General features: G+C 68.5%; 19 protein-coding genes. 11 read left to right on the forward strand and 8 right to left on the reverse strand.

The window, feature by feature from the left end:
• Positions 1-275: 275 nt before the first annotated feature.
• The 5 genes from GA0115234_RS31805 to GA0115234_RS31825 all read left to right on the forward strand — a co-directional run bounded on the left by GA0115234_RS31805 (position 276) and on the right by GA0115234_RS31825 (position 9127).
• Complete coding sequence (locus GA0115234_RS31805) at positions 276-3860, forward strand: DEAD/DEAH box helicase family protein (RefSeq protein ID WP_093548635.1); 3585 nt, start codon at positions 276-278, stop codon at positions 3858-3860.
• Positions 3857-5347: a restriction endonuclease subunit S gene (locus tag GA0115234_RS31810; RefSeq protein ID WP_093548637.1), complete on the forward strand. Its 1491-nt coding sequence runs from the start codon at positions 3857-3859 to the stop codon at positions 5345-5347. The genes GA0115234_RS31805 and GA0115234_RS31810 overlap by 4 nt, the downstream gene beginning before the upstream one ends.
• Before the next feature lie 53 nt (positions 5348-5400).
• Positions 5401-6945 carry a type I restriction-modification system subunit M gene (locus GA0115234_RS31815; protein WP_176729333.1) on the forward strand — a complete coding sequence of 515 codons (1545 nt, stop codon included), beginning with the start codon at positions 5401-5403 and terminating at the stop codon, positions 6943-6945.
• A gap of 32 nt (positions 6946-6977) precedes the next feature.
• Positions 6978-8372 carry an AAA family ATPase gene (locus GA0115234_RS31820; protein ID WP_093548639.1) on the forward strand — a complete coding sequence of 465 codons (1395 nt, stop codon included), beginning with the start codon at positions 6978-6980 and terminating at the stop codon, positions 8370-8372.
• A 173-nt stretch (positions 8373-8545) separates the two neighbouring features.
• Complete coding sequence (locus GA0115234_RS31825) at positions 8546-9127, forward strand: HNH endonuclease (RefSeq protein WP_093548776.1); 582 nt, start codon at positions 8546-8548, stop codon at positions 9125-9127.
• A 57-nt stretch (positions 9128-9184) separates the two neighbouring features.
• Here the strand turns inward: GA0115234_RS31825 and GA0115234_RS31830 are convergent, their stop codons facing one another.
• Both GA0115234_RS31830 and GA0115234_RS31835 read right to left on the reverse strand, forming a co-directional pair.
• Complete coding sequence (locus GA0115234_RS31830; protein WP_093548641.1) at positions 9185-9409, reverse strand: DUF397 domain-containing protein; 225 nt, start codon at positions 9407-9409, stop codon at positions 9185-9187.
• Positions 9396-10220, reverse strand: a complete 825-nt coding sequence (locus tag GA0115234_RS31835) for a helix-turn-helix domain-containing protein (RefSeq protein ID WP_093548643.1) — start codon at positions 10218-10220, stop codon at positions 9396-9398. The genes GA0115234_RS31830 and GA0115234_RS31835 overlap by 14 nt, the downstream gene beginning before the upstream one ends.
• A 180-nt stretch (positions 10221-10400) precedes the next feature.
• On the opposite strand from GA0115234_RS31835, the gene GA0115234_RS31840 reads away from it, so the two are divergent.
• The 3 genes from GA0115234_RS31840 to GA0115234_RS31850 all read left to right on the forward strand — a co-directional run bounded on the left by GA0115234_RS31840 (position 10401) and on the right by GA0115234_RS31850 (position 11857).
• Positions 10401-10751 carry a hypothetical protein gene (locus tag GA0115234_RS31840; protein WP_093548645.1) on the forward strand — a complete coding sequence of 117 codons (351 nt, stop codon included), beginning with the start codon at positions 10401-10403 and terminating at the stop codon, positions 10749-10751.
• 35 nt (positions 10752-10786) lie between these two features.
• A complete protein-coding gene (locus GA0115234_RS31845) occupies positions 10787-11110 on the forward strand; it encodes a hypothetical protein (RefSeq protein ID WP_093548778.1) in 324 nt (107 codons plus the stop codon).
• Positions 11111-11203: 93 nt separating this feature from the next.
• Positions 11204-11857, forward strand: a complete 654-nt coding sequence (locus GA0115234_RS31850) for a hypothetical protein (protein ID WP_093548647.1) — start codon at positions 11204-11206, stop codon at positions 11855-11857.
• A 34-nt stretch (positions 11858-11891) separates the two neighbouring features.
• Here GA0115234_RS31850 and GA0115234_RS31855 read toward each other — a convergent pair whose 3' ends face one another.
• Positions 11892-12251, reverse strand: a complete 360-nt coding sequence (locus GA0115234_RS31855) for a winged helix-turn-helix transcriptional regulator (RefSeq protein ID WP_370804622.1) — start codon at positions 12249-12251, stop codon at positions 11892-11894.
• Between the two features lie 100 nt (positions 12252-12351).
• On the opposite strand from GA0115234_RS31855, the gene GA0115234_RS31860 reads away from it, so the two are divergent.
• The 3 genes from GA0115234_RS31860 (at position 12352) to GA0115234_RS31870 (ending at position 16782) form a co-directional block, all read left to right on the forward strand.
• Positions 12352-13008, forward strand: coding sequence for an NAD(P)-dependent oxidoreductase (locus GA0115234_RS31860; protein ID WP_093548649.1), 657 nt, complete (start codon positions 12352-12354; stop codon positions 13006-13008).
• A gap of 54 nt (positions 13009-13062) precedes the next feature.
• Entirely contained in the window at positions 13063-15363 is a 2301-nt protein-coding gene (locus tag GA0115234_RS31865) for an SF1B family DNA helicase RecD2 (protein WP_093548782.1), read from the forward strand.
• 129 nt (positions 15364-15492) lie between these two features.
• On the forward strand, positions 15493-16782 hold the full coding sequence (locus GA0115234_RS31870; protein ID WP_093548651.1) for a citrate synthase: 1290 nt from the start codon (positions 15493-15495) through the stop codon (positions 16780-16782).
• A 502-nt stretch (positions 16783-17284) separates the two neighbouring features.
• Here GA0115234_RS31870 and GA0115234_RS31875 read toward each other — a convergent pair.
• The 5 genes from GA0115234_RS31875 to GA0115234_RS31895 form a co-directional block, all read right to left on the reverse strand.
• Entirely contained in the window at positions 17285-19621 is a 2337-nt protein-coding gene (locus GA0115234_RS31875; RefSeq protein ID WP_093548653.1) for a heavy metal translocating P-type ATPase, read from the reverse strand.
• A gap of 139 nt (positions 19622-19760) precedes the next feature.
• Entirely contained in the window at positions 19761-20069 is a 309-nt protein-coding gene (locus tag GA0115234_RS31880) for a heavy-metal-associated domain-containing protein (RefSeq protein WP_093548784.1), read from the reverse strand.
• A gap of 106 nt (positions 20070-20175) precedes the next feature.
• Positions 20176-21180 (reverse strand): PrsW family intramembrane metalloprotease, encoded by a 1005-nt coding sequence (locus tag GA0115234_RS31885; RefSeq protein WP_093548655.1) that lies wholly within the window; start codon positions 21178-21180, stop codon positions 20176-20178.
• A 138-nt stretch (positions 21181-21318) separates the two neighbouring features.
• Positions 21319-21735, reverse strand: coding sequence for a peptidoglycan-binding domain-containing protein (locus GA0115234_RS31890; RefSeq protein WP_093548657.1), 417 nt, complete (start codon positions 21733-21735; stop codon positions 21319-21321).
• A 125-nt stretch (positions 21736-21860) separates the two neighbouring features.
• On the reverse strand, positions 21861-22796 hold the full coding sequence (locus GA0115234_RS31895) for a sugar phosphate isomerase/epimerase family protein (RefSeq protein WP_093548659.1): 936 nt from the start codon (positions 22794-22796) through the stop codon (positions 21861-21863).
• Between the last annotated feature and the right edge of the window lie 124 nt (positions 22797-22920).

The raw sequence follows: 22920 nt of genomic DNA on the forward strand, positions 1-22920 counted from the left end.
GAGATCGTCAAGGCATGCAACCGTTTGGCACCCGACCGAGTCGTATCTGACGTCGGGTGCTTCCGGGGAGGGATCTGGGGGGATCGGGAAGCCTTGACGGTGGGGGAAAGCGAGGGGGGTCCGGTCAGTCGACCGGGCCCCGTTTCGTTTTTCCGGCCCACCGGGCCTGCGCCAGTCTGCCTGGGAAATGAACGCGGCAAAACTCTGGAGCCAGGCCACCCCGCCCCTCGTAGAATCGATCACCCTGATGGACGTACCAGTGGGGTGGGAACAGCGTGGACGACCGGCTTCGGGACCTGGCCAAGGCATCTCCGAACTTCGGAGTGCTCTATCAGCATCAGCCGCTCCTGGCCCTGTACGGTGCTCAGGCCGAACTCAATGTCTTCAGCAACCCGAATGCTGCCCAGGTCCAGGCCGGCCAGTTCGGAGAAGTCCTGGCCGAGGACCTCGTCACGCGGACGGGCATCCGGGTAGCCGGTACCCACCAGATCGACCGGCTGCGAGCCCTCACGGACATCGGCGCGCTCACTCCGGCCGTACACGACGCCTTCGACCGGCTTCGCCGTGACCGCAACGAGGCCGCCCACGCGCACCTCTTCGACACCACCCGCGCCCTGGAGGCCGTACGGCTCTGCTACGAGCTCGGCGTCTTCTACCACCGCGCCCTGACCGGCAAGCGCACGGTCACCGCCTTCGTACCGCCCGCCCTGCCGGTGCTCACGGACCCGGCCGAGGTCGCCGAGCTGCGCCAGGCACTCGACGGCCACCGCGAGGCACTCGCACAGTCCCGCGTCAAACTGAGCGAGTCCACCGACCGCCTCGCGGCCGAGCGCCGGGCCCGCGCCGAGGCCGAAGCTCTGATGGCCAGCGCCCAGCAGGCGAAACAGGACCTGGCCGCCCGCCTCGTGGACATGGAAGCGGAGATCGTCAGTCTGCGGACCGCGCAGCAGACGCAGTACGAGTCCGACCGCAAGCAGCCGCGTCGGGTGAACGCCGCCGCCCGTGACGCCATCGTGCACCGCGCCCAGCGCCCGGCCCCGCTCAACGAGGTCCAGGCCCGGCAGAAGATCGATGCCATGCTCGCCGAGGCCGGCTGGCTCGTCCAGGACCGTGCCGACCTCAACCCCCTCGCCGGGCAAGGAGTCGCCGTAAGGGAGTTCACGCTCGCGACGGGTCGCGCGGACTACGTCCTCTACGTCGACGGCAAGATCGTCGGAGTCATCGAGGCCAAGCGCGAGGGGGACCACCTCTCCAGCGCCCTCGCCCAGAACGAGCGCTACGCCAAGGGAGTCCTGAAGGAGCACAGCCTTGCCGTCTGGCGGGAGTCGGAGCCCTTCGCCTTCCGTTACGCCACCACCGGCACCGAGACCTACTTCGTCAACCGTCTGGACCCCGAGCCCCGGTCCCGCGAGGTGTTCTCCTTCCACCGCCCCGAGACCGTCGCCGCCTGGATGGAGCGTGCACGGGACCGCCGCGCCCCGACCTTCCGGGCCGGTCTGCGCCGGATGCCGAAGCTGGAGCCGTACGGTTTGCGGCTGGCCCAGATCGACGCGATCAGCGGCCTGGAGCAGTCCCTCGCCCAGGACAAGCCCCGCGCGCTGATCCAGATGGCGACCGGTGCGGGAAAGACCTTCACGGCGGTCACCGAGACATACCGCCTGCTGCGGCACACAGGAGCCCGCCGCGTTCTTTTCCTCGTCGACCGCAACAACCTCAGCCGCCAGGCGCTGTCGGAGTTCCGCAACTACACGACCCCCGACGACGGCCGGAAGTTCGCCGACCTCTACAACGTCGACCGGCTGGGCGCGGCCGGTCTCCAGGAGACCTCGTCCGTCGTCATCTGCACCATCCAGAAGATGTACTCCTTGCTCAAGGGCGAGCAGCTGACGGACGACGACGCCCGCGACGATGAGAAGGACGCCGAGGCCCAGGCCGCCGTGCCCGTCGACGGTACGGCGGACGACCCCGAGATGAACTACGCCACCGACCTCCCCATCGAGGTCGCGTACCAGCCGGACGTCCCTCCGGAGTCCTTCGACCTGATCGTCGTGGACGAGTGCCACCGTTCCATCTACGGGCTGTGGCGGGGCGTTCTGGAGTACTTCGACGCCCATCTCGTCGGCCTCACCGCCACCCCGACCGCGCAGACCCGTGGCTTCTTCGACCAGAACACGGTCTCCGAGTACACGTACGAACAGGCCGTCGCCGACGGGGTCAACGTCGACTTCGACATCGTCCGCGTCAACAGCGACCTGCGCGAGCAGGGTGGCGCGAAGATCGAGGCCGGTACGACGGTCCGGATCAAGGACCGCAAGACCAGGGCTCAGCGGTACGTGGAACTCGACGACGACCTCACGTACACCACCAATCAGATCGGCCGGTCGGTGATCACCGTCGATGAGATCCGTGCGGTGCTCACGACGTACAAGAACAACTGGCAGCGCTGGTTCCCAGGGCGAAAGGACCTGCCCAAGACGCTCATCTTCGCGGTCGGCGAGGACCACGCCGAGGACGTGCTCAAGCAGGTCAAGGAGGTCTTCGGTCGGGGCGACGACTTCGCAAAGAAGATCACCTACAAGAGCCGGCAGAACGGCGACAACCCCGACGAGCTGATCAACGACCTCCGTAACTCGCCCCGGATGCGGGTCGCCGTCACGGTCGAAATGATCGCCACGGGCACGGACGTCCGGGCCCTGGAGTGCGTGATCTTCCTGCGGTCGGTCCGTAGCGCGGTGCTCTTCGAGCAGATGAAGGGACGCGGGGCGCGCACCATCGATGCCACCGAGTTGCGCGAGGTCACCCCGGACGCGGACGACGACGTGACCAAGGACCGCTTCGTCCTGATCGACGCGGCGGGCGTGACGACCTCCCCGCTCGTCGACGCCCGCCCCATGATCCCGGCGACCGGCAAGCAGGTGTCGCTGGCCAAGCTGCTCGACAAGACCGGCACGAAGGCGATCAGCGCGGAGGAGGCGGAGGTCCTTCAGCGTCGCCTGTCGCGACTGAACCAGCAGCTCAAGGACGAGGAGCGCGACCTCCTGACGAACACGGCGGGCGGTGTCACGCTCTCCGAGATCGCGCGCGGCATCGTTGACGCGGTGGACGTCGACGCGCAGGACCAGGCGAGGCAGCAGGGCGGCGCGGGAGCGGCGCGCAGGCTGGTCGAGGACGCGGTTGCCGTCCTCACGAGCAACCCTGAGCTGCGCCGCCAGATCCTGGAGATCCGCCGGGACAAGGACCTGACGTACGACGAGACGACGGCCGTGACGGTGACCGAGGTGGAGGAGGTCCCGCGCGAGAAGCGGGCCCGCGAGAACCTGGACGAGTGGGGCGACCTGCTGGAGAAGCAGCGCGACCGCAACGCGGCGATCCAGGTTGCCCTGGGCAGCGGAAGTCCGCTCTCGCCGGGGGAGGCCCGTGCCGCGCTGAAGGAACTGGCGGCAACGATCCGGGCCTCCAGGCGGGCGTGGACGCCGCCAGTCCTCTGGGGCTTCCACGAGGAACTGAACCAGGCGGTGGCTCACCCCGGACGAGATGCCGGCATCCCGGACCTGATCAGCCTGATCCGTTACGAGCTGGGCGCGGACAGTGAGCTTCGCCCGTACCGTACGGTGGTCGAGGAGCGCTTCGAGGGCTGGCTGCTGCGGCAGCGACAGGCGGGCGTCGTATTCACGGACGAGCAGCTGTGGTGGCTGGAGAAGATCCGGGACGTCGTCGCCAGCGATGTCGGCATAGAGCCGGCAGAGCTTGCCCACGAGCCGTTCACGGAGCGCGGCAAGGGGCGCGGCTTCATGATGGCGTTCGGCGGGAAAGAGCCGGCGCTGGATCTGTTGACTGAGCTGAATCGGGAACTGGCTTGAGCGAGAAGGAAATTCCGGCGGGGTGGGCGATCACGACCCTTGAACAGGTCGCTGCTTGGGGGAGCGGGGGGACTCCGAAAGCTGGGACGCCAGCCTATTACGGTGGAGATATCCCCTGGGCAGTCATCGGTGACCTTACGGATGGTCCGCTGAGCGAAACGTCTTCGACCGTCACAGAAGCCGGACTCGCGAACAGTTCGGCTAAGTGGGTCCCTGAGGGGGCAGTCTTGGTCGCAATGTATGGATCGATCGGGAAACTCGGAATCGCCAAGCGAAGTGTTACGACGAATCAGGCGATTGCGTTCGCGATTCCGGACTATCGCTTGATGGACTCGAAGTTCGTTTTCTGGTACCTCCGCTCACAGAGGGCAGAGCTGCTCCGGGCGGGCAAAGGAGGAACTCAGCAGAACATCAGTCAGACCGTTCTCAAGGCGTGGCCTGTCCCTGTGCCCCCGCTCAGAGAGCAGCACCGCATCGTGGAGGCCCTCGAAGGCCACCTTTCCCGCCTGGACGAGGCGGAGGCCCTTGTCGGCCGAGTGGCGGAGCGTGTCGTTCACCTTCATGCATCCGTAACGGATATCACCCTGCAGCACGCCATTCCTGGAAATGTCGAAGGGGCTCCGCCTCCGCCGCCGGCGGGTTCGGACGATGGCCCTTTGCCGACGCTCCCACCGAACTGGCAGTGGGAGCGTCTTGGTGATCTGGCGGAGGTCGTGGGGGGAGTGACCAAGGACCAGAAGAAGCAGTCCGATCCGGAAGTCCCGGAAGTTCCGTATCTGCGGGTGGCGAACGTTCAGCGTGGCAAGCTGGACCTGGATCACGTCACGTACATCAGAGTCCCTGCCAAAAAGGCGGAAAAACTCAAGCTGCTCCCTGGGGATGTTCTGCTGAATGAGGGAGGTGACCGTAATAAGCTCGGTCGTGGCTGGATCTGGGATGGTCAGATTGAAGGCGCTATTCATCAGAACCACGTATTCCGTGCTCGAATTCGTGATGGCCGACTTTATCCCAAGCTCTTGTCCTGGCATGCAAACAGATCGGGCAAGTGGTTCGAGGATAATGGCAAGCAGAGTGTGAACCTCGCCTCAATCAGCCTCTCGAAGATCAAAACATTTCCGGTGCCGGTTCCGCCGCCAGAGGTGCAGGACCAGATTTTGGATCGAATCGAGAGACAGGTTTCACTCATTGAGAACGCCGAGGTTCTCACGGCTCAGGCACTGTCACGCGCAGCCGTTCTTCGTCGCGCGATCCTGAATAGAGCCTTTTCCGGCGCCCTCGTTTCCCAAGACCCCGCCGACGAGCCCGCCTCCGTCCTCCTCGCCCGCATCCAGGCCGAGCGTGACGCGCAGCCCAAGGCCAAGCGCACCCGCCGCACCGCCGCCGCGCCCCGCAAGTCGAAGGCCCCCACAACCGCGCCCCCCACCAAACCTGCGCCGTCACCCACCCTCGTCCCCGCCCACGCCGTACAGCAGGAGTTCGACCTGTGACCGTGCCCGTCACCACCCCTGACCAGGCCCCCGCCCCCGTCGAGGACAACATCGTGCTCGCCCCGCAGGCCGCCGCCCAGACCAACAGCCTCGTCGCCAAGCTCTGGAACTACTGCAACGTCCTGCGCGACAACGGCCTCTCCACCATCGAGTACGTCGAGCAGCTCTCGTATCTGCTCTTCCTCAAGATGGTCGACGAGATTAACGACGACCCCTTCTCGGAAGCCGACGCCGCCGAGATCGTGCCGACGGAGTACGACTGGAAGTCCCTCGCCAAGAAGAAGGGCCAGGCGCTCGAACTCCACTACCGCAACATCCTCGACGCCCTCGGCACCCGCCCCGGCACCACCCTCGGCACCATCTTCACCAAGGCCCAGAACCGCATCACCGAGCCCGCCCTCCTCGAAAAGCTCGTCGTCGACCTCATCGGCAAGCAGGACTGGACGGTCGGAGACGCGGACCTCAAGGGCGATGCGTACGAGGGACTGCTCGCCAAGGGGGCCGAGGACACCAAAACCGGCGCCGGCCAGTACTTCACGCCCCGCCCGTTGATCGATGCGATCGTCGAGGTGATGCGCCCCCGCCCCGAGGACACCATCACCGACCCCGCCTGCGGAACCGGCGGATTCCTCATCGCCGCGCACTCCTACATCCGCAAGCACCACATGAAGGACCTCACCCGCGAACAGCGCCTCGCGCTCGGTGAGGGCAAGATCTGGGGCAACGAACTCGTCCCCGGCACCGCCCGCCTCGCGGCGATGAACCTCCTGCTCCACGGCATCGGCAGCAGCGAGGGCAAGAGCCTGATCGATGTCGGCGACGCGCTGGCCACCAAGCCGGGCGCCAAGCATGCCTCGCTCGTCCTCGCCAACCCGCCTTTCGGTAAGAAGTCCGCGATCACCATCATCGGTTCGGAAGGCAAGGCCGAGAAGGAGGACATCTCCTACGACCGCGACGACTTCCGCGCCACCACCACCAACAAGCAGCTCAACTTCCTTCAGCACATCATGTCGCTGACTGCCATCGACGGTAGGGCAGCCGTCGTCCTCCCCGACAACGTCCTCTTCGAGGGCGGCGCGGGCGAGAAGATCCGCCGACGGCTGCTGGACGAGTTCAACTTGCACACGATCCTGCGCCTGCCCACCGGCATCTTCTACGCGGGCGGCGTGAAGGCCAACGTCCTCTTCTTCGACAAGAAGACTCCCCGCGCCGACGGCAAGCCGCACACCACCAAGGTCTGGGTCTACGACCTCCGCACCGCCAAGCACTTCACACTCAAGCAGCGCCCGCTGACCCGAGCGGACCTGGAGGAGTTCGTGCAGGCGTACGGCGAGAAGCCGGCGGACCGCGTGGACACCTCCGCCGAGGACGGGGGCCGGTTCAAGGCGTACACGTACGACGAACTGGTCAAGCGCGACAAGGTCAACCTCGACCTCACCTGGATGAAGGACCCGGCCCTGGAGGACGCGGACAGCCTGCTGCCGCCCGAGGTGATCGCCGCCGAGATCGTGCAGGACCTTCAGGCCGCACTCAGCGAGTTCGCCGCTATCGCCGAGGCCCTGGGCGGCGAGGTCCCGGCCGACGCGGAACCGGAATAGCCCCCCTCCCACACCGGACGGAACCGTCACTCATGTACGTCTCCCGCGTGATCGTCGACAACATCAAGTCGTTCCACGGTCCTCGCACCGTTGACCTCAGACTGACCCGTCCGGACGGCTCACACGCCGGATGGACCGTGCTCGCCGGACGCAACGGCTCGGGAAAGACGACATTGCTCCGTGCGTTGGCCCTGGCTCTGGGCGGCCCGGTGGCGGCGCGCGGGTTGGTCCAGGGGTTCGAGAACTGGATGGCGCGCGGCGAGGCCGTCGGTACCGCGCACGCGAAGATCGTCAGGGATCCGACTTTCGACAAGTTCACCGCGTCCGGGCGCACCACAACCAACTTCTGGGCAGGCTTGCGATGGACGGCCCCGGCCGACGGCGGGAGCGGTCGCAAGGGTGCCCAGCCGGCGCTGGAAGGCATCAGGGAGAACCCCAACGCCAAGAGCGCCACTCCCGCCCAGCGTGGCCCCTGGGCCGACAACCCGGTGGGCTGGTTCTGCGCCGCCTACGGGCCTTTCCGGCGTATGGCCGGGGGTTCGGGCGAGGTGCAGCGGCTGATGCTGGCCTCGGGCCCGGTGGCGCGGCAGGCGAGCCTGTTCCACGAGGACGCCTCGCTGGCCGAAGGCGTCGCCTGGCTGATCGAGCAGCATCTACGTGCACTTGAGGGCCGAGAAGGTGCTGCAGGACTCAAGAGGGCGGCCCTTTCCGTTCTTGGTGACGGGCTACTGCCTGACGGCTACCGGGTGGAGGACGTCGACTCCGAGGGGTTGTGGGTCACGCGTGACGGACACCGGTTCCCGTTGCGGGAGATGAGCGACGGATTCCGTACGGTGGCCGCGCTGGTCGTGGACCTGCTGAAGCAGATCCACGACTCCTTCGGCGACGAGCCGTTCGGTGCGGAAGAGGACCGACCCAGCCCTCTCCAAGTCCCTGGCGTCGTGATCATCGACGAGATTGACGCGCATCTCCACGTCTCCTGGCAGCGCCGAATCGGCCCCTGGCTTACCTCGCACTTCCCTAACATTCAGTTCATCGTCACGACTCACAGTCCGTACATCTGCCAGGCCGCCGACCCCGGCGGGCTGATCCGCTTGCCGGGGTCGGCGGAGGACGCCGCGCCCGAGGTCGTACCGGAGGACCTGTACGAGCGGGTCGTCTACGGCAGCGGGGACGACGCGGTCCTGTCCGACCTCTTCGGCCTCGATACCCCGTACTCCGAGCGGGCCGAGCACACCCGCGCCGAGTTCGTCGCGCTGGAGACCAAGGTGTACGAGGGGGACACGTCACCGGACACGGTCGAGCGATACCAGGAGCTCAAGCATCTGCTCAGCAGCTCCCCGGCGGCGCGTGTCCAGGAGATGTCCGCCCGACTTCACCGCATCGCCGAGGAGATCGAGGACGGAGAGAGGGGGAAAGCGGAGTGATCCGGCTGGAACGCGCTGCCCTGCCCCTGGACACGGCGGCGCGGCTGAAGGTGTATACCCGGGACATTGAGCAGGCTGCCGAGCCGAGTCGGCCAGACCTGGCCGCACATCTGTGGTCTCATTCGACCGTACGGCGGCGCGTCCGCGACGGTCTCCTCGCCACCCTTGCCGACATGGCGCCCGGGCACCAGCGTTGCATGTACTGCGGCGACGGGCAGGGTACGGACATCGACCACTTCGAGCCGAAGAGCCTCGCTCCACTGCGCACCTTCGACTGGCTCAACCATCTGCTCGCCTGCTCGTACTGCAACAGTAACCAGAAGCGGAATAGGTTTCCGCGCGCCGAGGAGGGCGGTGGTCCGCTCCTCCTCGACCCCACACTCCAGGACCCTTTGAACCATCTTCGGTTGGTACTTCCGCTCTGCACGTACAAGGGGCTGACGCCCCAAGGCGAGGCGTGCATAGACGTGTTCGGACTCAACTCACGTGGTGTCCTCGTCAACGGGCGACGAACGGCCTACGGGACCGCCAAGCAGTCGATCGAGCTGTGGCGCATCGCCACGGACCGGGGGCAGCACAGCAAGGCGGCGGAGGTCGTCCGGGTGGCCTGGGACCGCCCACTCGCAGACGTCCTGGTCGGGATGTTTCACCAATCCGGCCACCCGGCTGCGGAGCTGCTGTTCAGCGGTGAGGAGGAGACACTTGGGTTCCTCCGGGATCAGGAATTGCGGGAGGCGTTTCTGTCCCGCACGTGACATCACCCCGGCGAACCTGGCTGCAGTGAGGCCGAGTTCGCCGGGGTGCGGTGTTGGTCAGGCGCTGAGCCGGCCGTCCTTGATCGCCTCGACGAACGACGACCAGCCGACTGGGGAGAAGACGACGGCGGGGCCGGTGGGGGCCTTGCTGTCGCGGACGGGGACGGAGGGGTATCCGTCAGCGACCTCAATGCACTCCCCTTGACCGCCGCCGCTGTAGCTGGACTTGAACCAACCGGTGAGGGTGGACGAGTCCGCGACACTCCGCCTACTGCTGACCATGTTCGTGTTCCTCTGCTGCCGCCCGCACAAGGGCCAGTGATTCCTGGTGCGACAACGCGTCGCTCAGGGCGAGATCGTAGGCCGTGCGACTGGTCGCCACCAGGCCGGGATCATCCATCAAGTTTCCTGTCTGGAAGCCCTCAACGTACGCCACCGGCGCCGAGTCAGCGAAGCTCATCAGCGTCAGCAGGCTTTCCTGGAGCGAGTGGGCCCCCACCTCGAACGGCAACACGTGCAGACGTAGCCGTCCGCTCTCCGCCATGTCCGCGATTTTGTTCAACTGCTCTGCCATGACCTGCGGCCCACCAACGCGCCGCCGAAGTACTGCCTCATCGAGCATCGTCCAGAGAACGGGGCGCAGCGGCCCGTCGAGGACACGGGCACGCTCTGTTCGGATGACGACGTCCTTGTCAACCTCTTCCCGGCAGTGGTTGGGTCGGTAGGACCGGAACAGTGCACGTGCATAGCCCTCCGTCTGGAGCAGCCCCGGCACGAGCGAGAGCGCGAACTGCTGGATGAGCGTCGCCTGCGTCTCCAACTCTGCCACGGACGCGAAGTGGTCGGCGTACTTCGAGTCCAGATCCTCCAGCCACCGGGCGAAGAACCCATCCGTGCCCAGAGCGCGGTCGATCCGCTGCGCGTCCTCCGGGCTCGGCAGCCGCCGCCCCGCCTCGTAGTGGCTGATGAGTGTGGGCGAACAGACCACCATCTCGCCCAGGACTTCCTGCGTCAGCCCCACCGCGATACGCCGTAGCTTCAGCTCCTCGCCGTACTTCTCCCGAGGTGTACGCGGCCTTCGTTTCGTCCCCATGTGGTCCAACTCCCCGTCTTGACGGACGCGCTGTCATCCCCGACCCCCTGGCAGCGTAGCGACCCGTGACCCCACTCTGTGATGAGTTCGCTACAGAAAGCAGTGGACGCGCACTGCAGAAACCCCCGCGACCGCCGTCAACGGCCCGGGGGCGTGGCCACCCTGAGAAAGCAGGCTGACGTGAAGCACGCTATCGCCCGACTCTTCGAGCCGCTGCTGCGGTTCCTGATCACCGGTTCCAGGCAGCGACATCCACAGGAATGGGACGCCACCCCGTACGCATACCCGTACTCCTGCGACTACGTAGCCGGTCCGACCGCCTACCGCACCGGCGAGCGGCCCCCACGCGGCGAGGACAGCCCGCTCGTCCGGCCGTACCTGATCGCGCACGAGCGGCAACTGGCGGAGGAAGTAGCCCGGGTGGCCGCCGAGGAGCGGCGTCAGCGCGCCCGCCGCCGCACGCTCCGGCTCGCCGTGCACGGAGTGGACGTAGGGCCCCGTCATATCCACGGAGTCGAGGTCGCCGCGTGAACGGCAAGGAACGAGAGGAAAACGGACCCGACGTGATGAGGCTGCTGCCGTGGACCGGGCCGGAGGGCAAGCCGTGTTACGTCCTCGGGGACGGCAACGGCTACGTGTCACGCATGGCGGACGACATCGAGAGCATCCAGCTCGGCATGGCGGGAGACCTGCTCGGCCACGCCGCCGGCCTCCTGGCGGACCGGAAGGTCACCGGCGCAGAAATCCACTTCCTCGCCAGCCGGTTGACCGAGTCGCTGCGGGAGGTCAAGCGAGTCGCGGAAAGCCGGGGTGCGCGGCTGGGTGCGGCTGCGCTCGATCCGGACAGGAATCGGCCGCAGCGCCGAGAACCGGACATCGGCAACCGCTGAGTCGGCCAAGCGCTTGACGAGCCCCCTGACTGTCACGAAACCTGTTCACGCAGCTCAGCTCAGCGAACATGTGACAGTACGGGGGCTCAACGGATGGCCATTCCCAGGCCGAACACCAGCCAGTTCGAGGCGTTCACCACGAACCTCGCCTATGCCCGCAAGATGGTGGACGCGGGACGGTACCTGGCTCCGTTCCAGCCGGGGACGGTCGATGTTGATGACTTCTACCGTGCCGCCTGGGTGCAGGCCGTGGCGGCCATCGACCACTGGTTCCATGAGGAGCTCTTCCGCCGTGTGGCCGAACTGGCGGCCAAGGACAGCCCCGAGATGCCGCTCCAGCTACGCAATTACGAGATCCCTCTGCACCGGGTCGAGGCCGTGCAGCGTGGTGACGTCACGCTGGCCGAGGTGGTCGTCGAGCACGTCAAGGAGAGGTGGGGCAGCGCCTCACTCCAGAATCCGCGCGCCATCTCCGATGTGCTGAGGCTGGTCACGGAGAAGAACATCTGGCAGGGCGCGGCCGCGCAGATCAACACCTGGCAGGGCGGCCGGACAGCGTACACGGACAAGACGCTGAAGGCGCAGTTCATGAGCATCACCACCCGCCGCAACAAGATCGCGCACGACGCGGATCTCGTGGCCGGAGACCTCAAGCAGAGGCGCCCCATCACCGAGCCCGACGTGACCGATGCGATCAACTGGATCGACCGCATCGCCCTGGCCGTGGCGCACGTACTCGACGAGTAGGCCGATCAGTGCCCAAGCGTGCCCGATGCGGGGGCTAGTCCCCGTAGGCCTCCCTCGCGTCCAGCAGTTCCGGCAGATGCGCCGCCGCCCATGCGCAGCAGGCGGCCATCGGGGCGAGCAAGGTGCGGCCCAGAGTGCTCAGTTCGTACTCCACCCGTGGCGGGACACCGCCATGGTCGGTGCGGGTGACGAGGCCGTTCCGCTCCATCGACCGGAGCGTCTCCGTCAGCACCTTCGGTGTGATGCCGCGCAGCGGGACCTCCAGTTCGCTGAAGCGCCGGGGTCCGGACTCCAGGCACCGGATGATCCTCGGGGTCCACTTGCCGCCGATCCGGAACAGCGCGGGAGGGTGGTCGCAGCCGGTGAACATGTCGGGATCGAGAGGTTCGCTCACCCGGCGAGCGTACGTAACTATCGTTGCGGAAACCATGGGTCGCGGGTCTAGCGTCCGTCGCATCGGCCCGCGGAGTACGGGCCTCGGCGAGGGGACTCCCATGAGCAGCAGGATCGTTGTCTTCGGGGCCGGCGGGCGGGCCGGGCGGCGCGCGGTCGCCGAGGCGGTGGCCCGTGGACACCGGGTCACCGCGGTGGTGCGGGACACGGACAAGTACCGGGATCTGGCCGGTGACGGCGTGAGCGTGGTGGCCGGTGACATGACCCGGGCGGACAGTGTCGCGGAGGTCGCGGCGGGACACGACGCGGCGATCGGCGCGGCGGCCCGGGTCGACATGCCCTCGGAGGAGTTCTACGTGGGCGCGGCCCACGCGCTGCTGGACGGCCTGGCCAGGGCCGGGGTCGGGCGACTGGTCTTCCTCGGGATCGGTTCCACACTGGAGACCGCCCCCGGGGTGGCGGTCCACGACGCCCCCGGCACCCCGGAGGAGCACCGGGCCTTCTCGCTGGGCCACGCCGCGGCGCTCGACGTGCTGCGCGCCGCCGCGACGGACATCGACTGGCTCGTCGTCGCCCCGCCGCCCGTCTTCCTCGACGACGACGCGCCCCGCACGGGCAGATACCGGACGGGGGACCACCGGGTGCTGCCGGACACCGGCGGCGCGTCCGGCTTCTCCTACGCGGACCTGGCGGTGGCACTGATCGACGAGATCGAGAGCCCGAAGCACCACCGCTCGCTGACCGCGGTGGCGGCCTGACCGCCCCCGGCAGGGGCTGTCGTAGCCACCCGGTACCGTCGGGCCATGTCCACCATGCCGAACCTGGCCGTCCTCGAAGGTGTGCTGGAGCGCATCACGTACGCCAACGAGGAGAACGGATACACGGTCGCGCGCGTCGACACCGGGCGCGGGGCGAACGATCTGCTGACCGTGGTCGGTTCGCTGCTCGGGGCGCAGCCCGGGGAGTCGCTGCGGATGGAGGGGCGCTGGGGCTCGCACTCCCAGTACGGCAAGCAGTTCACCGTCGAGAACTACACGACGATCCTGCCCGCCACCATCCAGGGCATCCGCCGCTACCTCGGCTCCGGGCTGATCAAGGGCATCGGCCCGGTGATGGCCGACCGGATCACCACCCACTTCGGCGTCGACACCCTCGACATCATCGAGAACGAACCGAAGCGGCTCGTCGAGGTCCCCGGCCTCGGGCCGAAGCGGACGAAGATGATCGCCGCTGCGTGGGAGGAGCAGAAGGCGATCAAGGAGGTGATGGTCTTCCTCCAGGGTGTCGGCGTCTCCACCTCCATCGCCGTCCGCATCTACAAGAAGTACGAGGACGCCTCGATCTCCGTCGTGAAGAACCAGCCCTACCGGCTGGCCGCCGACGTCTGGGGCATCGGCTTCCTCACCGCCGACAAGATCGCGCAGGCGGTCGGTATCCCGCACGACAGCCCGGAGCGGGTCAAGGCGGGTTTGCAGTACGCGCTGTCGCAGTCCACCGACCAGGGGCACTGCTTCCTCCCCGAGGAGCGGCTGATCGCGGACGGGGTGAAGCTGCTCCAGGTGGACACGGGCCTGGTCATCGAGTGCCTCGCCGAGCTGGCCGAGGACCCGGAGGGCGTCGTACGGGAGAAGGTGCCGTCGCCCGAGGGCGGCGAGATGGTCACGGCCATCTACCTGGTGCCCTTTTACCGTGCCGAGGTCGCCCTCGCCTCCCAGGTGCAACGGCTGCTGCGGACCCCCGAGGAGCGGATGCCGGCCTTCGCGGACGTGGACTGGGACAAGGCGCTGGCCTGGCTCGCCACGCGTACGGGGGCGAATCTGGCGCCCGAGCAGAAGGCGGCGGTCCGGCTCGCGCTCAGCCGGAAGGTCGCGGTGCTGACCGGCGGGCCCGGCTGCGGGAAGTCGTTCACCGTCCGGTCGGTCGTGGAGCTGGCGCGGGCCAAGAAGGCCAAGGTGGTGCTGGCCGCGCCGACCGGGCGGGCGGCCAAGCGGCTCTCCGAGCTGACCGGGGCCGAGGCCTCCACCGTGCACCGGCTGCTGGAGCTGAAGCCGGGCGGCGACGCCGCGTACGACCGGGACCGTCCGCTCGACGCCGATCTGGTCGTCGTCGACGAGGCGTCGATGCTGGATCTGCTGCTCGCCAACAAGCTGCTGAAGGCGGTGGCGCCCGGTGCCCATCTGCTGCTCGTCGGGGACGTCGACCAGCTGCCCTCGGTCGGTGCGGGGGAGGTGCTGCGCGATCTGCTCGCCGAGGGCAGCCCCGTTCCCGCCGTCCGGCTCACCACGATCTTCCGCCAGGCCCAGCAGTCCGGCGTCGTCACCAACGCCCACCGGATCAACTCCGGGGTGCCCCCCCTCACCCAGGGCCTCAACGACTTCTTCCTCTTCGTGGAGGACGAGACGGAGGACGCCGGTGTGCTCGCGGTGGATGTCGCGGCCCGTCGTATTCCGGCCAAGTTCGGGCTGGACGCGCGCCGGGACGTACAGGTCCTCGCCCCGATGCACCGGGGCCCGGCCGGCGCGGGCACGCTCAACGGACTCCTCCAGCAGGCCATCACCCCGGCCCGCCCGAACCTCCCCGAGAAGCGGTTCGGCGGCCGGGTCTTCCGGGTCGGCGACAAGGTCACCCAGATCCGCAACAACTACGACAAGGGGGAGAACGGCGTCTTCAACGGCACGGTCGGCGTCGTCACCGCCCTCGACCTGGACGAACAGACGCTGACGGTGCTCACCGACGAGGACGAGGAGATCGGCTACGACTTCGACGAGCTGGACGAGCTGGCCCACGCGTACGCCATGACGATCCACCGCTCCCAGGGCAGCGAGTACCCCGCCGTCGTCATCCCCGTCACCAGAAGTGCCTGGATGATGCTCCAGCGGAACCTGCTCTACACCGCCGTGACCAGGGCCAAGAAGCTCGTCGTGCTGGTCGGCTCACGGCAGGCGATCGGGCAGGCGGTCCGCACGGTTTCCGCAGGCAGGCGCTGTACGGCGCTGGATTACCGGCTGTCGGGGGGCTCGGGCGGAGGATCGGCGGAAAAAATGATCGATCAAATCGGTGGGAAACATCACGCAGCCCTTCCGGAACCGGAACCGAGGGGGCAGGATGAGTAAGTTCGCGGCACTCAGTGCCGCGAGTAGGTCCAATGGACGACCCCGAGTGCACTCTCCTGAGCCAAATGGGGGAGGGTGGAGACAGTCAGGGAACCTCGAAGAAGAGGCACTACGTCGGTGAGGGATGACGTGAGCGACAACTCTGTAGTACTGCGGTACGGCGATGGCGAGTACACCTACCCGGTGATCGACAGCACCGTCGGCGACAAGGGCTTCGACATCGGGAAGCTCCGGGCCAATACCGGTCTGGTGACGCTGGACAGCGGATACGGCAACACCGCAGCGTATAAATCCGCCATCACCTACCTCGACGGTGAGCAGGGCATTCTCCGCTACCGCGGCTACCCCATCGAGCAGCTCGCCGAGCGCTCGACGTTCCTGGAGGTCGCGTACACGCTCATCAACGGTGAGCTTCCCAAGGTCGACGAGCTGTCGACCTTCAAGAACGAGATCACCCAGCACACGCTGCTGCACGAAGACGTCAAGCGCTTCTTCGACGGCTTCCCGCGCGACGCCCACCCGATGGCCATGCTGTCCTCGGTCGTCAGCGCGCTGTCCACGTTCTACCAGGACAGCCACAACCCGTTCGACGAGGAGCAGCGTCACCTCTCGACGATCCGGCTGCTGGCCAAGCTGCCGACGATCGCCGCGTACGCGTACAAGAAGTCGATCGGCCACCCCTTCGTCTACCCGCGCAACGACCTCGGGTACGTCGAGAACTTCCTGCGCATGACCTTCTCGGTCCCCGCCCAGGAGTACGACCTGGACCCGGTCGTCGTCTCCGCGCTCGACAAGCTGCTCATCCTGCACGCGGACCACGAGCAGAACTGTTCGACCTCCACCGTGCGTCTGGTCGGCTCCTCGCAGGCGAACATGTTCGCCTCGATCTCCGCCGGTATCTCGGCGCTCTGGGGCCCGCTGCACGGTGGCGCCAACCAGTCGGTGCTGGAGATGCTCGAAGGCATCCAGGCCAACGGCGGCGATGTCGACTCCTTCATCCGCAAGGTGAAGAACAAGGAGGACGGCGTCCGGCTGATGGGCTTCGGCCACCGCGTCTACAAGTCCTTCGACCCGCGCGCCAAGATCATCAAGGCCGCCGCCCACGACGTGCTGTCCGCGCTCGGCAAGTCCGACGAGCTGCTCGACATCGCGCTGAAGCTGGAGGAGCACGCGCTCTCCGACGAGTACTTCGTCTCGCGCAACCTCTACCCGAACGTGGACTTCTACACGGGTCTGATCTACCGGGCCATGGGCTTCCCGACCGAGATGTTCACCGTGCTCTTCGCGATCGGCCGCCTTCCCGGCTGGATCGCCCAGTGGCACGAGATGATCAAGGAGCCGGGTTCCCGCATCGGCCGCCCGCGCCAGATCTACACCGGCGAGGTCCTGCGCGACTTCGTCCCGGTCGAGGGCCGCTGAAACGTAACACCCCCGCATGACCCCGGCCGCCGAGGCCGGTCGACTTCGCCCCGCGTACCGCGCTTTCGCACAGAGCGCGGTGTCCGGGGCGATTTGCGTGCCCGTCGGCGCCGTGTGCGCCCGGCGGGCAGCGAGAAGCGCCCCGCCATCGATCCCCCCACGGGCCGACAGCGAGGCGCTTCCCATGTCCCGGAGCGGATTCCCCCCACGGGATCCGGCCGGGCGTCTGATGGGGGCCAAGGCCCCTGCGTTCCTCAGCTACTGAGAACTGCGCGCTGCGCTCTTCACTTGTACTTCCTGTGCGGTCTGCCGGGGTACGTACGCACGGGAGGGCCGCTCAAAGCTCCCCGGTGCACGTGCCCCGGCCAACGCTTGCCCGCAGCGTCCCCCAAGACGCTCCGACGGACGTCCCCCAAGACATCCTTGGCATCGCACTCTTAGACTCACGAACCCGCCGGATGGTTACCCCGAAATCCATGTGATCTGGATCTCTTTGTGGAAGTTACGTGAAGGCGCGCAACCGCAGGCTGTTCGTCACGACGAAGACCGAGGAGAAGGCCATCGCCGCTCCCGCAATCATAGGGTTGAGCAGGCCAAATGCCGCAAGGGGCAGGGCGGCTGAGTTATAGCCGAATGCCCAGAACAAGTTGCCCCTGATGGTGGCCAGGGTGCGCCTGGACAGCCGGATCGCGTCGGCGGCCACCTTGAGATCTCCACGAACCAGGGTGAGATCGCTCGCCTCGATCGCGGCGTCCGTGCCGGTCCCCATCGCCAGACCGAGGTCGGCGGTGGCCAGGGCGGCCGCGTCGTTGACCCCGTCACCGACCATGGCGACCGACCGGCCCTCGGCCCGCAGCCGCTCGATGACGTGCACTTTCTCCTCGGGCAGCACCTCGGCGTGGACCTCGTCGATCCCGACCGCGCGGGCCACGGCATCGGCCGCGGCCCGGTTGTCGCCGGTCAGCAGAACGGGGTGGAGGCCGAGGGCGCGCAGCTCGGCGACGGCCTCCGCGCTGCTGTCCTTGATCGTGTCGGCCACCGTGAGGACGCCGCGCGCCCGCCCGTCCCAGGCGACCACGACCGCGGTGCCGCCCTCGGCCGCCGCGTCCGCGACGGCACCGGACAGGGCGTCGGGGAGGCCGATGCCCGCGTCGGCCAGCAGCCGCGGACGGCCGACCAGCACCCGGTGCCCGTCGACGGTGCCCTGCACGCCGAGGCCGGGGATGTTGGTGAAGTCCTCGGGGGTGGGGAGGGGTGCGCCGGTGCGTTCGGCGGCTCCGGCGGCGACGGCCTGGGCGATGGGGTGCTCGGAGGAGTGCTCCAGTGCGCCCGCGAGCCGGAGTGCGTCGGTTTCGGTGGTGTGGTCGGCGGTGTGGACGTCGAGGAGGGTCATGCGGCCGGTGGTGACGGTGCCGGTCTTGTCGAGGACGATCGTGTCGACGCGGCGGGTGGTCTCCAGGACCTCCGGGCCCTTGATCAGGATGCCGAGCTGGGCGCCGCGTCCCGTACCGACCATGAGGGCGGTGGGGGTGGCCAGGCCCAGGGCGCAGGGGCAGGCGATGATCAGTACGGCCACGGCGGCGGTGAACGCGGCGGTCACGTCGTCCGTGACGAGCAGCCACGCGACCAGGGTGACGAGCGCGATCACCAGCACCACGGGGACGAAGACGGCGGAGATCCGGTCCGCGAGGCGCTGCACCTCGGCCTTGCCGTTCTGGGCCTCCTCGACGAGCTCGGCCATCCGGGCCAGCCGGGTGTCGGCGCCGATCCTGGTCGCCTCGACGACGAGCCGGCCGGAGGTGTTCACGGTGGCGCCGGTCACGGGATCGCCGACACCGGCCTCGACGGGCACGGACTCGCCGGTCAGCATCGAGGCGTCCACGGCCGAGGCGCCTTCGACGACGGTGCCGTCCGTGGCGATCTTCTCGCCGGGGCGGACGACGAAGCGGTCGCCCACGGCGAGCCGGGCGACGGGGACACGTACCTCCGTGCCGTCCCGGAGGACGGAGACGTCCTTCGCGCCCAGGTGCATCAGCGCGCGCAGGGCGGAACCGGCCTTCCGCTTGGACCGCGCCTCCAGATACCGGCCCAGCAGGATGAAGGTGACGACCCCGGCCGCGACCTCCAGATAGAGGGTGGACGTGTCACCGCCGTGCGAGACGGTGAGGTCGAAGCCGTGCCGCATCCCGGGCATGCCCGCGTCGCCGAAGAAGAGCGCCCACAGGGACCAGCCGAAGGCGGCCAGGGTGCCGATCGAGACCAGGGTGTCCATGGTGGCCGCGCCGTGCCGGGCGCTGGCCCAGGCCGCGCGGTGGAAGGGCAGTCCGCCCCAGACGACGACGGGGGCGGCGAGGGTGAGCGAGAGCCACTGCCAGTTGTCGAACTGGAGGGCCGGGACCATCGCCAGCAGGACGACGGGGGCGGCGAGGACGGCCGAGACGATCAGGCGCTGCCGCAGCGGATCGGGAGCCCGGCCGTCGGAGCCACCGGACTCGTCGGGGCTGCCGTACCCGGTCTCGTCCCCGGCCTCGGCCCGGGTTCCGGCCGGGTACGGGGTGGGCGGGGGCGGTTCGGGGCGGGGCGGTTCGGGAGGGTGTACCGGCTGCGCCGTGTACCCGGTCTTCTCGACCGTGGCGATCAGATCCGCGAGCCCGGTCTCCGGGCCGAAGGCGACCTTGGCCTTCTCGGTCGCGTAATTGACGGTGGCGGTGACGCCGTCCATCCGGTTGAGCTTCTTCTCGACGCGGGCCGCGCAGGAGGCGCAGGTCATCCCGCCGATCGTGAGTTCAGCGGTCGAGCCCTCCGCGGTCCGGGCCCCGGCCTCCGTTGCGCTGTGCATGTCCGAGCTCCTGAAATGCCGACCGGGCCGTGTCCCACCAGTATCTGCTGGTCGGTCCGGCCCGGCGGCAAAGAGGGTGATGCGGGCGCATCCGGCGTAGCGGGTGCATCCGGCGGTATCGGGCAGTGCCCGACGGTGCTCAGGCCCGGCCGACGAGCTCGTAGCCCGCCTCGTCGACCGCGGCGCGCACGGCGTCGTCGGCCAGCGGGGCCGCGGAGATGACGGTCACCTGGCCCGTGGAGGCCACGGCCTTCACCGAGGTGACACCCTCGATGCCGGAGATCTCCTCGGAGACGGCGCCCTCGCAGTGCCCGCAGGTCATGCCGGACACCTGGTAGACGGTGGTCACCCCGCCCGCCGCGGCACCGGCGTCCGCACTGTCGTGGCAGGAGCCGCTGGGCGAGCAGCAGGAGCCGTTGGCCTGGGGGAGCTGGGTCTCGGCGGTCATGGTGTTCTCCTCTTCGACGGGCACAAGGGTTCGGTGAACGCAAAGGTGTGCGACGTCAGGGGCCCCAGGAGGCCCGGTGCGCCCCGACGCTTTTCACTCTATACCCCTAGGGGGTATGAATGCGAGCGCCCTGCCGCCCCTCCGCCCCGGTGTCCCGCGCACGGTGTGCCAGCGACCGCAGCCAGGCCAGCGCGACGAGCGTGATCACGACCATGCCGCCGACCGAGAAGAGGGTGAACAGATGCTGCTGCTGGTCGGTGGGGGTCACGATGTAGCCCTGTGCGAAGAGCTCGCGTCTCAGGCCCGTGTCGGTGATCTCGGCGACCAGCCAGATCGCGATGCCGTGCATCGAGTCCCAGAGCGAGTGCAGCACGGCGACGCCGATGTAGGTGCCGATCACGGGCGCGGCGAGGCGGAAACGCCCGTTCGGCTTCCGGAACGAGAGGAGCACGCCGCCGGCGATCGCGGTCCAGAGCCCGTGCCCGAACGGTGCGAGCACTCCGCGCAGCACCTCGGTCTCCAGCAGGGCGCGCAGATCGATGCCCTTCATCGTGACGGCGGCGTTGAAGGCGTACCCCGCGCTCTCGAAGGCGGCGAACCCGAATCCGACCGTCGCGCCGAGCACCAGCCCGGCCCGCATGCCGTGGATGCCGGGGTGGCGGCGGAGCACGAACATCAGGGCCAGGAGCTTGGCGGCCTCCTCGATCAGGCCGACGCCCAGGAACATCCAGAGGGACGGATGCAGCAGATAGGACTCCATGACGGAGGCGCCGAGCACGCCCAGGATCCCGCCCGTCAGGAAGCAGCCGAGGATGGTGGTCGCGCCGAGGTCGCGGCCGTGCCGCTCGTACGCCCACAGGACGAAGACGGCCGGGACCAGGAAGCTGCCGAGCAGGATCAGCGTCGGCAGCAGGTTGGAGTTCCGGGTGGTGTACGTGACGATCGCGGTCAGCAGCCAGAGGGCGATCCCGCCCCACAGGCACCGCTTCCAGAGTCCGGGGCGCGGCTGCGGCGGAGCCGGTGGGCCCTGAGGGCTCGGCGAAGCGGGCGGTGACTGCCGGGCGGACGGGGCAGCGGATGACGGGTTGCCGGGATCGCTGTGCCAGTTCACACGGACTCCCTCTGTCTATACCTCGTACATATCTCCTAATTTGTCCGCATCCTATGGGGTGTGGCGCTGTACGGCATTCGGGCGAGGGGCGTCCCGTACGGGGTGCTCGCCCCGTACGGGACCGGAGTGAGGGGCGGGTTACGGGAAGGGCAGCGGGGTCACGCGGTTCGGCCCCGCGTGCCAGAGCGCCGACCAGGTGGCCGGGGTGACCCGGCCGTCCGGCACCAGCGGCGGATGGTCCGCCTGGAAGCGCTGCACGGCGACGAGCGTCTCGGGCCCGAACGTCCCGTCCACATCGGACCACCGCAGATAGTGGCGGTTGGCGAGCAGACACTGTGCCTGGGAGACCCGTTCGCCCCGCTCGCCGAGGGAGGTCGGCCGGTCGCCGTCGTAGAAGGCGCAGGCCGGGCCGGAGCCGGCCGGCGGCGCCTGGCGGCTCTCGTCGGCCGAGGCGCCCGGCGCCGAGGCGAGGGCGGCGAGCAGGGAGGCCGTGGCCAGGGCGGCGGCGGCCAGTGCCGGGGCCGTCCTGCGGGACGGCGGTGTCCTTCGGATCATGGTGGGCAGCTCCTTGTGCGGTGGTGTGGTGTGCGGCGGGGCGCGACCGGGGCCGCGCCCCGGCCTCTCGCCAGGGACAACACCGCACACCGCCGCCACGTCACTTCCGGGAGCCGCCCGGTGTGTCAGGGTGCCTGCCGCGCCGGGGAGTTCCCGCCGCAGGAGCGGAGGAACTCCCGGGTGCGGCGGGCGATGGGGAGGGGCTTGTCGGGCGGGCACGGGTACATGTCCTGCTCGACGATGGCGAACAGATCGACGTCCAGCGCGCGGGCGGCGGCCAGCACGGGCTCCAGCGCGGGCACCCCGCCCGGCGGTTCGCACATCACGCCGCGCGCCACGGCCGGACCGAACGGCACCCCGTCCGCCACGACGTGGGCCAGGATCTCCGGGTCGACCTGCTTGAGGTGCAGATAGCCGATCCGTTCGCCGTAGGTCTCGATCAGCTCGACGCTGTCGCCGCCGCAGTAGGCGTAGTGCCCGGTGTCGAGGCAGAGCGAGACGAGTTCGGGGTCGGTGGCGTCGAGGAAGCGGGCGACGTTCTCCTCGGTGTCGATATGGGTGTCGGCATGCGGATGGACGGCGATGCGCAGCCCGAAACGGTCCCGCACCTCGCGGCCCAGCCGCTCCGTCTGGGTGGTGAGGTGGCGCCACTGCCCGGCCGTGAGATCGCGGTCCTCCAGGACCTCGCCCGTCCGGTCGTCGCGCCAGAACGAGGGGATGACCACCAGATGCCCGGCGCCCATCGCCCGGGTGAGTGCCGCGATGCCGGCGACATGCTCCCAGGTCCGGTCCCAGACGTCCGGCCCGTGGTGCAATCCGGTGAAGACCGTCCCGGCCGAGACCGAGAGCCCGCGGCGGCTGGTCTCGTCGGCCAGGCGGGCCGGATCGGTCGGGAGGTAGCCGTACGGGCCGAGCTCGATCCACTCGTAACCCGCCTCGGACACCTCGTCGAGGAAGCGCTGCCAGGGCACTTGGCGCGGATCGTCGGGGAACCAGACCCCCCACGAGTCGGGTGCCGAACCGATGCGGATACGGGACGGGGCCACTGCGGAGGACGTCATGCCGTCCAGACTTCCGGCCGGGGGAGCGGGTGTCAATCATTCGTCCGTATGTCCGGACAAAGCATTGACAGGGTTCCGGGGGAGGGTTAGACCTGGGGGCAGTCACCCCCCGGACGCCGGTCGA

Origin of the sequence: Streptomyces sp. DvalAA-43 (genome assembly GCF_900091725.1) — a bacterium.
GTDB lineage: Bacteria > Actinomycetota > Actinomycetes > Streptomycetales > Streptomycetaceae > Streptomyces > Streptomyces pulveraceus.

Coding starts and splice junctions, on each gene's coding strand:
- GA0115234_RS31820 (WP_093548639.1), top strand. CDS start 6,978: ATGTACGTCTCCCGCGTGATCGTCGACAACATCAAGTCGTTCCACGGT.
- GA0115234_RS31825 (WP_093548776.1), top strand. CDS start 8,546: ATGGCGCCCGGGCACCAGCGTTGCATGTACTGCGGCGACGGGCAGGGT.
- GA0115234_RS31830 (WP_093548641.1), bottom strand. CDS start 9,409: ATGGTCAGCAGTAGGCGGAGTGTCGCGGACTCGTCCACCCTCACCGGT.
- GA0115234_RS31835 (WP_093548643.1), bottom strand. CDS start 10,220: ATGGGGACGAAACGAAGGCCGCGTACACCTCGGGAGAAGTACGGCGAG.
- GA0115234_RS31845 (WP_093548778.1), top strand. CDS start 10,787: ATGAGGCTGCTGCCGTGGACCGGGCCGGAGGGCAAGCCGTGTTACGTC.
- GA0115234_RS31850 (WP_093548647.1), top strand. CDS start 11,204: ATGGCCATTCCCAGGCCGAACACCAGCCAGTTCGAGGCGTTCACCACG.
- GA0115234_RS31860 (WP_093548649.1), top strand. CDS start 12,352: ATGAGCAGCAGGATCGTTGTCTTCGGGGCCGGCGGGCGGGCCGGGCGG.
- GA0115234_RS31865 (WP_093548782.1), top strand. CDS start 13,063: ATGCCGAACCTGGCCGTCCTCGAAGGTGTGCTGGAGCGCATCACGTAC.
- GA0115234_RS31875 (WP_093548653.1), bottom strand. CDS start 19,621: ATGCACAGCGCAACGGAGGCCGGGGCCCGGACCGCGGAGGGCTCGACC.
- GA0115234_RS31880 (WP_093548784.1), bottom strand. CDS start 20,069: ATGACCGCCGAGACCCAGCTCCCCCAGGCCAACGGCTCCTGCTGCTCG.
- GA0115234_RS31890 (WP_093548657.1), bottom strand. CDS start 21,735: ATGATCCGAAGGACACCGCCGTCCCGCAGGACGGCCCCGGCACTGGCC.
- GA0115234_RS31895 (WP_093548659.1), bottom strand. CDS start 22,796: ATGACGTCCTCCGCAGTGGCCCCGTCCCGTATCCGCATCGGTTCGGCA.